The sequence below is a fragment of the Ideonella sp. genome (genome assembly GCF_041914305.1).
Classification (GTDB): Bacteria; Pseudomonadota; Gammaproteobacteria; order Burkholderiales; family Burkholderiaceae_C; genus Ideonella.
Map to the genome: position 1 here is coordinate 1 of NZ_JAYSDQ010000008.1, position 13,858 is coordinate 13,858.

Sequence of the window (13,858 nt, forward strand, 5' to 3'; positions counted from 1 at the left end):
CCTGGTCAACCGGGTCGGCGACTTCGGCTTCATCCTCGGCATCGGCCTGATCGTCGCCTTCACCGGCTCGCTCAGCTACACCGAGGTCTTCGGCAAGGCCGAAGAGCTGTCCAAGCTGCCGTTCCCGCTGCCGCTGTTCGGCGGCGAGTGGATGCTGTTGTCGGTAACCTGCATCTGCCTGTTCATCGGCGCGATGGGCAAGAGCGCGCAGTTCCCGCTGCACGTGTGGCTGCCCGACTCGATGGAAGGCCCGACCCCGATCTCGGCGCTGATCCACGCGGCGACGATGGTGACCGCCGGCATCTTCATGGTCACGCGCATGTCGCCGCTGTTCGAGCTGTCGGACACCGCGCTGAACTTCGTGATGGTCATCGGTGCCATCACCGCGCTGTTCATGGGTTTCCTGGGCGTGATCCAGAACGACATCAAGCGCGTGGTCGCCTACTCGACGCTGTCGCAGCTGGGCTACATGACGGTGGCGCTCGGCGCCTCGGCCTACTCAGTGGCCGTGTTCCACCTGATGACGCACGCGTTCTTCAAGGCGCTGCTGTTCCTGGGCGCGGGCTCGGTGATCATCGGCATGCACCACGACCAGGACATCCGCAACATGGGCGGCCTGCGCAAGTACATGCCCATCACCTGGATCACCTCGCTGCTGGGCTCGCTGGCACTGATCGGCACGCCGTTCTTCTCGGGCTTCTACTCGAAGGACTCGATCATCGAGGCGGTGCATGCCAGCCATCTGCCGGGCGCGAGCTTCGCCTACTTCGCGGTGGTCGCGGGCGTGTTCGTGACGGCGTTCTATTCGTTCCGGATGTACTTCCTGGTCTTCCATGGCAAGGAGCGCTTCCATCACAAGCCGTTCCCGGGCGAACACGACCACCATGACGACCATGGCGAGCACCACGACCCGCACGAGTCGCCGTGGGTGGTGACCGCGCCGCTGCTGCTGCTGGCGATCCCGTCGGTGGTGATCGGCTTCCTGACGATCCAGCCGATGCTGTTCGGCGACTTCTTCAAGGACGCGATCACGGTCCACGGCGAGCACCACCACGCGATGGCGGAGCTGGCTGAAGAGTTCCACGGTGCCACCGCGATGGCGGTGCATGCGTTGACCTCGCTGCCGTTCTGGCTGGCGCTGGCCGGTGTGGTCGTCGCCTACGTGTTCTACCTGGTCAAGCCGGGCATCCCGGCGGCCTTCGCACGCACCTTCGCGCCGGTCATCAAACTGCTCGAGAACAAGTACTACATGGACTGGATCAACGAGAACATCCTCGCCGCCGCGGCGCGCGGCCTGGGCCGTGGCCTGTGGAAGGGCGGTGATGTGGCGGTGATCGACGGCATCGTCAACGGCACGGCCAGCACGGTCGGCGCCTTCTCGCGCGTCGTGCGCACCATGCAGACCGGTTACCTCTCGTGGTATGCGCTGGTCATGGTGCTGGGCGTGTTCGGGCTGATGACATGGCAACTGTGGCCCTACCTGCTGGGCTTGATCGCTCACTGACGAATAAGAGCGGAGAACAAGAATGGGTCTTTTGAGCGTTGCCATCTGGCTGCCGATCGCCTTTGGCGCGGTGCTGCTGGCTTTCGGGCGGGACAGCAACCCCGGCGCATCGCGCTGGCTGGCGCTGGTCGGTGCCCTGGTCAGTTTTCTCGTCACGTTGCCGCTGATCTCGGGCTTCGACCCCGGCACGGCCGCGATGCAGTTCCAGGAGAACATGGCCTGGATCGAGCGCTTCAACGTGCGCTACCACCTCGGCGTGGACGGCATCTCGGTCTGGTTCGTGCTGCTGACCGCCTTCATCACGGTGATCGTCGTGATCGCCGGCTGGGAGGTGATCACCGAGCGTGCGCACCAGTACATGGGCGCCTTCCTGATCCTGTCGGGCCTGATGGTCGGCGTGTTCTCGGCCTGCGACGGCCTGCTGTTCTACGTCTTCTTCGAGGCCACGCTGATCCCGATGTACATCATCATCGGGGTCTGGGGCGGGCCGCGGCGCGTCTACGCGGCGTTCAAATTCTTCCTCTACACGCTGCTCGGCTCGCTGCTGATGCTGGTGGCGCTGATCTACCTGTACTACAAGTCGGGTGGCAGCTTCGACATCCTGGCCTGGCACAAGCTGCCGCTGCCGATGAACGCCCAGGCGCTGCTGTTCTTCGCCTTCTTCGCCGCCTTCTCGGTCAAGGTGCCGATGTGGCCGGTGCACACCTGGCTGCCCGACGCCCACGTCGAGGCGCCCACCGGCGGCTCGGTGGTGCTGGCGGCGATCATGCTGAAGCTCGGCGCCTACGGTTTCCTGCGGTTCTCGATGCCGATCGCGCCGGACGCCAGCCGCGAGTACGCCTGGTTCATCATCGCGCTCAGCCTGATCGCGGTGATCTACATCGGCTTGGTGGCCCTGGTCCAGCAGGACATGAAGAAGCTGGTGGCCTATTCGTCGATCGCCCACATGGGTTTCGTGACGCTGGGCTTCTTCATCTTCAACGAGCTCGGCGTCTCGGGCGGCCTGGTGCAGATGATCTCGCACGGCTTCGTCTCGGGTGCGATGTTCCTGAGCATCGGCGTGTTGTACGACCGCGTGCACTCGCGTGAGATCGCCAGCTACGGCGGTGTCGTCAACACGATGCCCAAGTTCGCCGCGTTTGCGCTGTTGTTCGCAATGGCCAACTGCGGCCTGCCGGGCACCGCCGGTTTCATCGGCGAGTGGATGGTGATCCTGGGCACCGTGAAGGTCAATTTCTGGCTCGGAGCGCTGGCCGCCACCGCGCTGATCTTCGGCGCTGCCTACACGCTGTGGATGTACAAGCGCGTCTACTTCGGCGACGTGGCCAACGATCACGTCAAGACGCTGCAGGACTTGAACGCCCGCGAATTCCTGATGATGGCGTTGCTGGCCGTGGCGGTGCTGGCCATGGGCCTGTACCCGAAACCTTTCACCGATGTGATGCACGTGTCCGTGAACGAGCTGCTGCAGCACGTGGCCAACTCCAAACTGCCAAAGCTGCCTTGAGGCCGACGCCGGAGTGCACCCCATGAACCAAATGAACTGGCTCGTCGCCTACCCCGAGATCCTGCTGCTGGTGGCCGCCTGCGTGGTGGCGCTGGTCGACCTGTCGGTCACCGACCCGAAGCGCCGTGTCACCTTCTGGCTGACGCAGGCGTCGCTCGCCGCGGTGGCCTTGATGCACGGCATGGCGCTGCAAACCGGCCTCGGTGCCGAAGGCGCCGCCGCGTCGGTCTACGGCATGCAAGGCCTGGTGGTCTCTGACCCGATGGGCCACATGCTGGCCCTGTGCGCTGCGCTGGCGATGATGCTCACGCTGGCCTACTCGAGCCCCTACGTCGGCGACCGCGAGTTGCTGAAGGGCGAGTTCTTCACGCTGGCGATGTTCGTGCTGCTGGGCATCTCGGTGATGATCTCGGCCAACAACTTCCTGGTCATCTACGTCGGCCTCGAGTTGATGAGCCTGTCGCTGTATGCGCTGGCGGCCCTGCGGCGCGACCATGCGCTGGCCACTGAGGCGGCGATGAAGTATTTCGTGCTCGGCGCGCTGGCCAGCGGCTTCCTGCTCTACGGCATGTCGATGATGTACGGCGCCACCGGCTCGCTCGACCTGTCCGAGGTGCTGTCGGCCATCGCCAAGGGCCAGGTCAACCCGACCGTGCTCACGTTTGGCGTCGTCTTCATCGTCGCCGGCCTGGGTTTCAAGCTGGGTGTCGTGCCGTTCCACATGTGGGTGCCCGATGTCTACCAGGGCTCGCCCACCGCGGTGACGCTGATGATCGCCGGCGCGCCGAAACTGGCGGCGTTCGCGATCGCGATCCGCCTGCTGGTCGAAGGCCTGTCCGGCCTGGCCCACGACTGGCAGCAGATGCTGATTGTGTTGTCGGTGCTGTCGATGGTGATCGGCAACCTGGCCGCCATCGCGCAGACCAACCTGAAGCGCATGCTGGCCTTCTCGGCGATCGCGCAACTCGGCTTCATGCTGCTCGGCCTGACCCCGACGGTGATCGATTCGAACACCTTGCCGGCCGCCAACGGCTACAGCTCGGCGATGTTCTATGTGGTCACCTATGTGCTGACCACGCTGGGCACTTTCGGCCTGGTGATGTACCTGTCGCGCGCCGGTTTCGAAAGCGACGAGATCTCGGACCTGGCCGGCCTGGCCAAGCGCAGCCCTTGGCTCGCCGGCGTGATGACGGTGTTCATGTTCTCGCTGGCCGGTGTGCCGCCGATGGTCGGCTTCTACGCCAAGTTCGCGGTGCTGCAAGCCCTGGTCGTGACGAACGATCCGAGCTACATCACGCTGGCGGTCATCGCCGTGCTGCTGTCGATGATCGGCGCGTACTACTACCTTCGCCTGGTCAAGGTGATGTACTTCGACGAGCCCGCGGGCGGCGCCGTGCCGGTCGAGTCTCGTGGCGGGGTCGGGGTCCTGCTGGCCTGTAACGGTGCCGCGGCGCTGGTGCTGGGGTTGCTGCCCGATGGCCTGATGGCGCTGTGCCGCGACGTCGTCGTGCGCGCGCTCGCCGGTTGAGCGCTCGACAGAGCGCCGGGCAGAAGTAGTTCGTGTCGCAGGCCGCGTCGGTCTGGCTCGTGCTGGTGGTGGCGGTGATGACCGCCAACCTGCCGTTCGTCAACGAGCGTTTGTTCGTCGTCGGGCCACGGCTGCGGCCCGACAAGGCCTTCGGCTGGCGCCTGCTGGAGCTGGCGTCCTACGCGGTGCTGACCTGGGGGCTGGGCAGTGGCCTGGAGGCCTCGATCGGCCAGCGCGCGCCGCAAGGGTGGGAGTTCTACGCCGCCGGCGCCTGCCTGTTCATCACGCTGGCTTCACCGGGCTTCGTCTGGCGCTACCTGCGGCGAGGCAAGCTCGAAACGCCGCATGGCTGATCGCGACTCCCCGGCCGGCGAAGAGAGCCACCTGGTGGAAACCGCCACCGAACGGCGGCAACTGCTGCGCGGCAATTTCCTCGATGTCCGTGGCGACATCGTTCGGCTGCCCGATGGTGACCTGGCCAGCCGCGAATACATCGTGCACCCCGGGGCGGTGGTGGTGGTGCCCATCCTCGACGATGGCCGCCTCGTGCTCGAGCGCCAGTACCGCTACCCGTTGGCGCAGGTGCTGCTGGAGTTTCCCGCCGGCAAGATCGACCCCGGCGAGCCGAGCAGCCGCTGCGCGGTGCGCGAACTGGCCGAAGAGACTGGCTACCGCGCCCGCGAGTGGGCCCTGGCCGCGCGCATGCACAACGCCCCGGCCTATTCGACCGAATTCATCGAAATCTGGTTCGCCCGCGGCCTGACGCTGGGCGAGCGGCAACTCGACCACGGTGAGCTGATCGACATCTGCCTGATGGCCGAAGCCGAATTGGAGTCGCTGGCCGCGCGCGGCGAACTGACCGACGCGAAGACGCTGATTTCGCTGATGTGGCTGCAAAAGTGGCGCTCCGGCGCGTGGGCGCTCGATTGGCGGCCTGCAGAAGCCTGGGCCGGCGGCCGATAATCGGGCCATGAAGGTGCTCGATCTGCGCTGCGCGCACGGCCACGGTTTCGAAGGCTGGTTCGCCTCTGAAGCCGAGTTCGTGCAACAGCACGAGAGCGGGCTGGTCGAGTGCCCGCTGTGCGGCGACAAGTCGGTCGACCGGCTGCCGAGCGCCCCGCGCCTGAACTTCGGCGCCAGCCCGCCGGCCGAGCGCAGCAGCCCGTCGTCGGCCCCGGGCCCCGCCCAGCCACCCAGCCCAGAAGCCGTGACGCTGCAGAACCTGTGGGTCGAGGCAGTCAAGCACGTGATGGAGCGCACCGAGGACGTCGGCGAGCGTTTTTCTGAAGAGGCCCGCCGCATCCACTACGGTGAATCCGAGTCTCGCGGCATCCGCGGCCAGGCCACGCCCGAGCAGCGGGCCGAGCTGGCCGACGAGGGCATCGAGGTGGTGTCGCTGCCGGTGCCGCCAGCCCTCAAGGGCCCCGCCCACTGAGACGGGGCCGCAGGCCCCACCCGTTCAGACCACGCGACCCGGGTTCATCAGCCCGGCCGGATCGAGCGCCGCCTTGATCGCGCGCATCATGCCCAGTACCACCGGCGAGCCACGGCGGGCCAGTTCGTCGCGCTTCAGGGCGCCGATGCCATGCTCGGCCGAGAACGAGCCGCCCAGGCGAAGCACCTCGTCGTAGACCAGCTCGTTGATGTGCGCCTCGTGCGCTGCCAAAAATTCGTCGGCGACGGCGCCTTCGGGTGCCTGCAGGTTGTAGTGCAGGTTGCCGTCGCCCAGGTGGCCGAAGCAGACGATGCGCGCGCCGGGGGTGGCCTGTTGCAGCCGCTTGGCCATGCGGGGCACGAAGCCGGCGATGGCCGACACCGGCAGCGCGATGTCGTGCTTGATGTTCAAGCCTTCTTCGCTCTGCGCCAGCGGGATCGACTCACGCAAATGCCACAGCGCATGCGACTGCGCGATGCTGGCGGCGACCACCGCGTCGTTGACCAGCGCCTGCTCCATCGCCAGTTCCAGCAAGACCGCGAGGCGTTCCCGCTCGGCTTCTTCGGTGTCCGTGCCGGCCAGCTCCAGCAGCACCGTCCAGGGCGCCTCGGGCAGTGGCTTGGGCAACTGCGGGAAATGCCGCTCGACCAGCGACAGCGCAAATCGCTGCATCAGCTCGAAGCCCGTCAGGCCGGGCCCCAGCCGCGCGCGCGCCAGGTTCAGCAGGCCCACCGCCGCCTCGACCGAGTCGCACGCGGCCAGCGCGGTGACGGTTGCGGCCGGTCTCGGAAACAGCTTCAAGGTCGCGGCGGTGATGATGCCCAGCGTGCCTTCGCTGCCCACGAACAAGTCACGCAGGTCGTAGCCGGTGTTGTTCTTGCGCAGCCCGCTCAGGCCAGACCACAGCTCGCCCTGCGGCGTGACCACCTCCAGCCCCAGGCACAGTTCGCGCGCATTGCCATAACGCAGCACCTGTGTGCCACCGGCGTTGCAGGCCAGGTTGCCGCCAATCGTGCAGCTGCCTTCGGCGGCCAAGCTCAGCGGGAACAGCAGCCCACGATCGTCGGCCGCCTGTTGCACGGCCTGCAGCACGCAGCCGGCCTCGGCGGTGAGCGTCAGGTTGTCGGCATCGATTTCGCGGATGCGGTTCAGGCGGGTGAGGCTCAGCAGCACTTGCTGACCGCTGCCGTCTGGCACGCCGCCGCCGACCAGGCCGGTGTTGCCCCCCTGCGGCACCACGGCCACGCCCGCTGCCGCGCAGGCGCGAACGACCGCGGCCACTTCGGCCGCGTCGGCGGGCCGCACCACGGCCAGGGCATGGCCGCGATAGCGCTTGCGCCAGTCGACCTCGTAAGCGTCGAGCCCGTCGCCTTGCAAGACCTGTGCGGCGCCGACCAGCGTGCGCAGCGTGTCGACCAGTGTGGCGCTCATGTTGCTTCCTTGATCGGTGCGCCGCGCTTCAGGCGCCAGCGCACATGCGCGGCGCAGGCCAGGAACAGCGCGATCGACAGCAGCACCTCGCCCAGCGCGAGCCATCGCCCGGTGCCTTGTTCACTGCCCACACGCACCAGGCCTTCGGTGGCGTACAGCCACACGGCCAGGCTCAACCAGCGGTAGGTGTACATGCGCATGCGCAACAGGCCGGGCAGGGCGGGCAGCAGGGGCAACACCTTGATCGCCAGCGTGCCACGCCCGGTGGGGGCGAGCCAAAGTTCCCACGCCAGGCACAGCGCCACCAGCGTCGCCCACAACGCGATGGCGGCGGCGCGCGAGGCCAGCGTCGGCCCGTCGGGCGCGAGCGAAGCCGGCGCAGCGAGAGGGGTCGGTGCGGACATGGATGGCATGATATCCGCCATGATTTCGACTCACGCCCTGCGAAAGGGCTGGCAGCAGATGGTGGCCGAAGCGCTGGACACACTGCGCACCTGGCCCTGGTTCGACACCCTGCGCACGCTGCGGCTGCGCTTTCGCGAAGACAGCCTCGGCCAGACGGCCGGCAGCCTGACCTTCACCACGCTGATCGCGCTGGTGCCGTTGCTGACGGTGATGCTGGCGATCTTCAGCGCGTTCCCGATGTTCTCGAGCTTTCAGGACGCGCTGCAAAAGTACTTCCTGCAAAGCCTGGTGCCCGACACGATCGCCAAGCCGGTGCTTGGGGCGCTGACCCAGTTCTCCAACAAGGCGCACAAGCTGGGCAGCGCGGGCCTGGTCGCGCTGGTCATCAGCGCGTTGGCCTTGATGCTGACGATCGACCGTGCGCTCAATGCGATCTGGCGGGTGCGCAAGCCGCGCCCGATCGCCCAGCGTGTGCTGGTGTACTGGGCGGCCATCACGCTCGGCCCGCTGGTGCTCGGCGTGTCACTGAGTCTGACCAGTTATGCCATCTCGGCTTCGCGCGGGCTGGTGGGTGACATGCCTGGCGGCGTGCGCTTCGTGCTCGACGTGCTGGAGTTCAGCATGCTCGCCGCCACGATGGCCGGCCTTTTTCATTACGTGCCCAACACCCATGTGCGCTGGCGCCATGCGCTGGCCGGCGCGGTGTTCGTGGCGGCCGGCTTCGAGGTCGCGAAGAAGGTGCTCGGCTGGTATGTCTCGTCGGTGGGCTCGTTCTCGGCCGTCTACGGTGCCTTTGCCACTGCGCCGATCTTTCTGCTGTGGATGTACACCGGCTGGGTCATCGTGCTGCTCGGCGCGGTGATCGCCGCCTACGCGCCCAGCCTGCAGATGCGCGTGGTGCGCCACGGCAACACCCCGGGCTACCGCTTCAGCCTGGCTCTGGCCGTGCTGCGCGCACTGGCCGATGCGCGGGCCAGCGAAAGGCATGGCCTGGACGCCGGCCAGATCGCGGCGCAGTTGCGCATCGACCCTCTGCAGATCGAGCCGATCCTCGAAACGCTGACCCAGCGCGACTGGCTGGCGCGCCTGGACGAGGAGGGCGTGCAACGCCATGTGCTGCTGTGCGACCCTGCCACCACCCCCGCCGCACCGCTGATCGACGCGCTGCTGCTGCACCCCGACGCGCGCACCGCGGCCCTGCGCGCGCGCATGCGGCTGGACGCCCTGACGCTGGCAGACGTGCTGGCCTGATCGGCCCCGCGTTCAGGCCGGGTGCACCACCACCAGCAGTGCCTGGGCCGTGGACTTGGCCGGGTTGCGGATCGCGTGCGGCTGGTCCACCGCATAGCGCGCGGTCTCGCCCGCTTTCAGGCGGGTGACGGCCTCGGCCGACTGAACCTCGAGCGTGCCGCTGAGCACGCTCAGGTGCTCGCGCGAGCCCGGCTCGTGCGGCTCTGATTCGAGCGCGCCGCCGGGCTGCACCGTCAACTCGTACCACTCGAACTGGCCGGCCAGCTCGATCGGGCCGAGGATGCGCAGCTCGCAGTGCCCGTCCGGGCTGCGCAGCGACGGCGTGGCGTGCGACGGCACGGTGGCGATCTGCGGCTGCGAAGGCTTGTCGGCCCCCAGCAGCTCAGCCATCGGCACGCCCAGCGCATTGGCCAGGCGCCAGACCACGGCGACGGTGGGGTTGGCCTGGTTGCGCTCTATTTGCGAGAGCATCGACTTCGACACGCCCGCCTGGCGCGACAGCTCGTCCAGCGACAACGCGCGGTCCTGCCGCAGGGCGGCCAGGGTTTCGCCGACGCGGGGCGGTTCGTGAGCGGCAGGGCGGTTCATCGTAAAAGTTGGTGCGGGGGTCTTGACCGGCAATGGCTTGTTTACGATACTGTACGAAATTTCGATATATCGAACTTCGAAAAAAGCATCGAACATCGATTGTGCCCGAAGACGAGCAACAGAAGGACTTTTCACCGATGGCCAGCACCGACGATTTCTACGCCCACCTGCGCACCGAGCTGGACGGCATCCGCGAAGCGGGCCTGTACAAGTCTGAGCGCATCATCGCCACGCCGCAGGGCGCCCACGTGCGCACCGCCGACGGCCGCGAGGTGATCAACCTGTGCGCCAACAACTACCTGGGCCTGTCCAGCCACCCGGCCGTGATCGAGGCCGCGCACGAGGCGCTGCGCACCCACGGCTACGGCCTCAGCTCGGTGCGCTTCATCTGCGGCACGCAAGACATCCACAAGACGCTCGAAGCCCGCATCGCCAGGTTCCTGGGCACCGAAGACGCGATCCTCTACGCCGCGGCGTTCGACGCCAACGGTGGCCTGTTCGAGCCGCTGCTGGGTGAGGCCGACGCGATCATCAGCGACGAGCTGAACCACGCCTCGATCATCGACGGCATCCGCCTGTGCAAGGCGCAGCGCTGGCGCTACAAGCACAACGACCTGGCCGACCTCGAGCGTTGCCTGAAGGAGGCCGAAGAGAAGGGCGCCCGCTTCAAGCTGGTGTTCACCGACGGCGTGTTCTCGATGGACGGCACCATCGCCCAGCTCGACAAGATCCGCGAGATCTGCGACCGTTTCGGCGCGCTGCTGGGCATCGACGAATGCCATGCCAGCGGCTTCATGGGCGCACGGGGCCGCGGCACCCACGAACACCGCGGCGTGTTCGGCAAGATCGACATCATCACCGGCACGCTGGGCAAGGCCCTGGGCGGTGCGTCGGGTGGTTTCACCGCGGCGCGCAAAGAGGTGGTCGAGCTGCTGCGCCAGCGTTCACGCCCCTATCTGTTCTCGAACACCGTCGCGCCGAGCATCGTCGGTGCGTCGATTGCGGTGCTCGACTTGCTGGAAGGCTCGACCGCGCTGCGCGACAAGCTCGAAGCCAACACCAAGTATTTCCGCAAGGCCATCACCGAGGCGGGCTTCGAGATCAAGCCGGGTGAGCACCCGATCGTGCCGATCATGGTGTACGACGCGGTCAAGGCGCAGCAGCTGGCAGCCCGCTTGCTGGAGCTGGGCGTCTACGTGGTCGGCTTCTTCTTCCCGGTCGTTCCCAAGGGCCAGGCGCGCATTCGGGTGCAGATGAGCGCCGGCCATGAGCAGGCCGACTTGGAGCGTGCGGTGGCGGCCTTCCGTCAAGCGGGTGTGGAACTGGGGCTGGTGAAATGACGACGATACCGAAAATCCTGATCATCGGGGCCAACGGCCAGATCGGCACCGAGCTGGCCGAAGAGCTGGCCCGCCGCTATGGCAACAGCGCGGTCGTGACGAGCGACCTGGCGCCCAAGGGCCGCGTGCCTGGCCTGGCGCACGAGGCGCTGGACGTGACCGACGCCGCTGCCCTGATCGCCGTGGCCGAGCGCCATGGCATCACGCAGATCTACCACCTCGCGGCGGCCTTGTCGGCGCGCGGCGAGCAGCACCCGATGTGGGCCTGGGACCTGAACATGAAGGGTCTGCTGAACGTGCTGGAACTGGCCCGCACGCACAAGCTGGACAAGGTGTTCTGGCCCAGCTCGATCGCCGCTTTTGGCCCGACCACGCCGCGCGACCACACGCCGCAGAAGACGGTGATGGAGCCGACCACGGTCTACGGCATCTCGAAGCTGGCGGGTGAGGGCTGGTGCACCTGGTACCACCGCATGCACGGCGTCGATGTGCGCAGCATTCGCTACCCGGGCCTGATCAGTTGGAAGACGCCGCCCGGTGGTGGCACCACCGACTATGCGGTCGAGATCTTCCACGAGGCGCTCAAGTCGCGCCGCTACACGAGCTTTCTGGGCCCGCAGTCGGCGCTGCCGATGATGTACATGCCCGATGCCATTCGCGCGACGCTGGAGCTGATGGACGCACCGGCCGACAAGATCCGCGAGCGCCATGGCTACAACCTGGCAGGTGTGAGCTTCACGCCGGCCGAGATTGCAGCCGCGATCGCCGAGGAACTGCCGGGCTTCTCGATCGACTATGCGCCCGACTTCCGCCAGGCCATTGCCGATTCGTGGCCCCGCTCGATCGACGACTCAGCAGCCCGCGCCGATTGGGGCTGGAAGCTGGAATACGACCTGCGCGCGATGGTGCGGGACATGCTGGCCAATCTGGCGCCGGCGTTGGCTGCGGCGTAAGACGACCAATACGGGTGCCCTGCCAGGGGAATCGCGAGGGGTGGAAGGCCCGGGGCGTTTTCTGCGGCCGGCTCGCGGGGAGCCGTTTGCAGCATGCGGGCCGCGTCTCGGTCTGCTCCGTGTTCTCTTGCCGAGGTTGGGGCGACCGCGAATGAGGCCTCCGAAAACGCCCCGAACCTCCCACCCCAGGCACGACCGTGGCATGCAACGGCGTGCCACGCAACGGGCGGTGCCAGCAGGGCGGTGGTGGTGCCCCCGGCCGTAGGCTTCATTCGCGGTCGCCCCCACGCATCTCAGGCACCTACGGTGTAGATGGGTAGCCCGTGGCTCGCCGAATACAGTGGCCCGCGAGCGTCCGGAGGACGGGGGCACCGCCGCCGCCCTGCCGCCACAACCTCAGCAGGTCAGAGCATCAGAACGGCACCTTCCCCCGCCAGATCTGCCCGTACATCACCCAGTCGCCCATGAAGCTGTAGAGCGGGCGCTTGAAGCTGGCCGGCTTGTTCTTCTCGAAGCCGAAGTGGCCGATCCACGCGAAGCCGTAACCGCACAGCAGGCCGTAGAGCAGGTATGGCCACCGGCCCGTGTACAGCAGCAGCCCCAGGCACACCAGCGACAGCGTCGAGCCCACGAAATGCAGCCGCCGGCAGGTGCGGTTGCTGTGCTCGCCCAGGTAGAAGGGGTAGAACTCGGCAAAGCTGTGAAAGCTCTTCGGGTCGACCAAGGGCGCGGCGGCAGTGTTCATGCGAGGCTCCTGTGCAACGCGCCTGCCAGGGTCAATGGCCGAGTGGATCCGGCGCGGCGGGGGCGGCCAGCGGGCGCACGTATTTCAGCAGGCTGACCAGCATCTTGCCAGGCTCTTCCCACGGAATCATGTGGGAAGAACGCTCGAACCAGACCGCCTGCTTGTACGGCGCCTTCACCGCGTCCAGCCACTTGGCAGTCGGCTCCGAAGGCGTGGTGTAGTCGTGCCGGCCCATGAACATCACCACCGGAATCGGGAAGGTGCGCACCCCGGTGAAGTCGACGTTCAGGAACTCCGGCAAGATCTTGCCCAGCGTGAACAGGTTGCCCTGGTCGACAGCCAAACGGTCCTTGTAGTCGTACTCGGGTGACAGCAGCGGCGCGTCGTAGAAATACGGCGACTCTGCGCGGTAGGCGCTCAAGCCACCGTAGAACTGCGGCCACTTGCGGGCAATGAGGATCCGCTCGCGGGTGATCGGCTGGTCGCCTGGGTAGGGCGCGATCGACTCCAGCTCTTTCACCGCCTCGGCATTGCCGTGCGCCTTGGCCTGCGCCAGCCCGAACTCGAAGCTGACGCGCTCGTTCTCGCGGGTGTTGATGTTCTGCCCGACGCCGACATAGGCGTAGAACAGGTCCGGCCGCTTCAGCACCGCGCCCATGCCGACGACCGTGCCCCAGCTGTGCCCCATCAGGATGATCTTGCGCTGGCCATACTTGGCGCGGATGTGCTCGGCCACCTCGATCGCATCGTCGACATAACGCGGGATGTGGATCGTGTCACTGATCGATTCGGGGTCGGTCTCGCCCAGCGTCTTGCCGGCACCGCGCTGGTCCCAGTTGACGACGGTGAAGAACTCTTCGATGGGCCGCTGGAACTGCCACATCGTCGGCATCAGAGGTGAGGCGGGGCCGCCGTGCACGAACAGGATGATCGGGTTGCTGCGGTCTTGGCCACGCACGCTGAGCCACTGGTCGATGCCGCCGATCCTGGTCTTGTAGGTCTCCTGGACGCCCGTCGGGGCGACGATGCGGCCCAGGTCTTTCACCACCTCACGGGCGGCGCGGTAGCGGGCGGCGTCCTTGGCGTCGTCTTGGGCTGCAGCCGGCAGACCCATCGCCACCAGGGCGGCGAGGGTCGCGAGTCTTGCTTTCAAAGGCAGGGCGGTTCCGGG

Annotated in this window: 14 protein-coding genes; 9 read left to right on the forward strand and 5 right to left on the reverse strand. The window is 67.0% G+C overall.

Annotation, left to right across the window (positions count from 1 at the left end):
- From nuoL to ACE3SG_RS12135, 6 genes are all read left to right on the forward strand, one after another.
- The coding region (nuoL, locus tag ACE3SG_RS12110) for an NADH-quinone oxidoreductase subunit L (protein ID WP_374565270.1) at window positions 1-1,504 on the forward strand (1,504 nt) is incomplete at its 5' end.
- A gap of 22 nt (window positions 1,505-1,526) precedes the next feature.
- The gene (locus ACE3SG_RS12115) at window positions 1,527-3,011 is read left to right on the forward strand and encodes an NADH-quinone oxidoreductase subunit M (protein WP_374565271.1); all 1,485 of its coding nucleotides are present in this window, start codon (window positions 1,527-1,529) and stop codon (window positions 3,009-3,011) included.
- 22 nt (window positions 3,012-3,033) lie between these two features.
- A complete protein-coding gene (gene nuoN / locus ACE3SG_RS12120; RefSeq protein ID WP_374565272.1) occupies window positions 3,034-4,539 on the forward strand; it encodes an NADH-quinone oxidoreductase subunit NuoN in 1,506 nt (501 codons plus the stop codon).
- Window positions 4,540-4,571: 32 nt separating this feature from the next.
- Window positions 4,572-4,892 (forward strand): DUF2818 family protein, encoded by a 321-nt coding sequence (locus ACE3SG_RS12125; RefSeq protein WP_374565273.1) that lies wholly within the window; start codon window positions 4,572-4,574, stop codon window positions 4,890-4,892.
- A complete protein-coding gene (locus ACE3SG_RS12130; RefSeq protein WP_374565274.1) occupies window positions 4,885-5,502 on the forward strand; it encodes an NUDIX domain-containing protein in 618 nt (205 codons plus the stop codon). The genes ACE3SG_RS12125 and ACE3SG_RS12130 overlap by 8 nt, the downstream gene beginning before the upstream one ends.
- Before the next feature lie 7 nt (window positions 5,503-5,509).
- The gene (locus ACE3SG_RS12135) at window positions 5,510-5,974 is read left to right on the forward strand and encodes a DUF1178 family protein (protein WP_374565275.1); all 465 of its coding nucleotides are present in this window, start codon (window positions 5,510-5,512) and stop codon (window positions 5,972-5,974) included.
- A 24-nt stretch (window positions 5,975-5,998) separates the two neighbouring features.
- Here the strand turns inward: ACE3SG_RS12135 and ACE3SG_RS12140 are convergent, their stop codons facing one another.
- Both ACE3SG_RS12140 and ACE3SG_RS12145 read right to left on the reverse strand, forming a co-directional pair.
- Window positions 5,999-7,405, reverse strand: a complete 1,407-nt coding sequence (locus ACE3SG_RS12140; protein WP_374565276.1) for an FAD-binding oxidoreductase — start codon at window positions 7,403-7,405, stop codon at window positions 5,999-6,001.
- Window positions 7,402-7,809, reverse strand: a complete 408-nt coding sequence (locus tag ACE3SG_RS12145; protein WP_374565278.1) for a DUF2069 domain-containing protein — start codon at window positions 7,807-7,809, stop codon at window positions 7,402-7,404. Before ACE3SG_RS12145 ends, ACE3SG_RS12140 begins: the two co-directional genes overlap by 4 nt.
- A 19-nt stretch (window positions 7,810-7,828) precedes the next feature.
- On the opposite strand from ACE3SG_RS12145, the gene ACE3SG_RS12150 reads away from it, so the two are divergent.
- Window positions 7,829-9,061, forward strand: a complete 1,233-nt coding sequence (locus ACE3SG_RS12150; RefSeq protein WP_374565281.1) for a YihY family inner membrane protein — start codon at window positions 7,829-7,831, stop codon at window positions 9,059-9,061.
- Between the two features lie 12 nt (window positions 9,062-9,073).
- On the opposite strand, the gene ACE3SG_RS12155 is transcribed toward ACE3SG_RS12150, so the two are convergent.
- Window positions 9,074-9,649 (reverse strand): helix-turn-helix domain-containing protein, encoded by a 576-nt coding sequence (locus tag ACE3SG_RS12155; RefSeq protein ID WP_374565282.1) that lies wholly within the window; start codon window positions 9,647-9,649, stop codon window positions 9,074-9,076.
- A gap of 137 nt (window positions 9,650-9,786) precedes the next feature.
- On the opposite strand from ACE3SG_RS12155, the gene kbl reads away from it, so the two are divergent.
- Entirely contained in the window at window positions 9,787-10,989 is a 1,203-nt protein-coding gene (kbl, locus tag ACE3SG_RS12160) for a glycine C-acetyltransferase (RefSeq protein WP_374565283.1), read from the forward strand.
- A complete protein-coding gene (locus ACE3SG_RS12165) occupies window positions 10,986-11,942 on the forward strand; it encodes an NAD-dependent epimerase/dehydratase family protein (protein WP_374565284.1) in 957 nt (318 codons plus the stop codon). Before kbl ends, ACE3SG_RS12165 begins: the two co-directional genes overlap by 4 nt.
- Before the next feature lie 412 nt (window positions 11,943-12,354).
- Here the strand turns inward: ACE3SG_RS12165 and ACE3SG_RS12170 are convergent, their stop codons facing one another.
- Together ACE3SG_RS12170 and ACE3SG_RS12175 are read right to left on the reverse strand one after the other, a co-directional pair.
- Window positions 12,355-12,687: an Mpo1-like protein gene (locus ACE3SG_RS12170; RefSeq protein ID WP_374565285.1), complete on the reverse strand. Its 333-nt coding sequence runs from the start codon at window positions 12,685-12,687 to the stop codon at window positions 12,355-12,357.
- 31 nt (window positions 12,688-12,718) lie between these two features.
- The gene (locus ACE3SG_RS12175; RefSeq protein WP_374565286.1) at window positions 12,719-13,840 is read right to left on the reverse strand and encodes an alpha/beta fold hydrolase; all 1,122 of its coding nucleotides are present in this window, start codon (window positions 13,838-13,840) and stop codon (window positions 12,719-12,721) included.
- Between the last annotated feature and the right edge of the window lie 18 nt (window positions 13,841-13,858).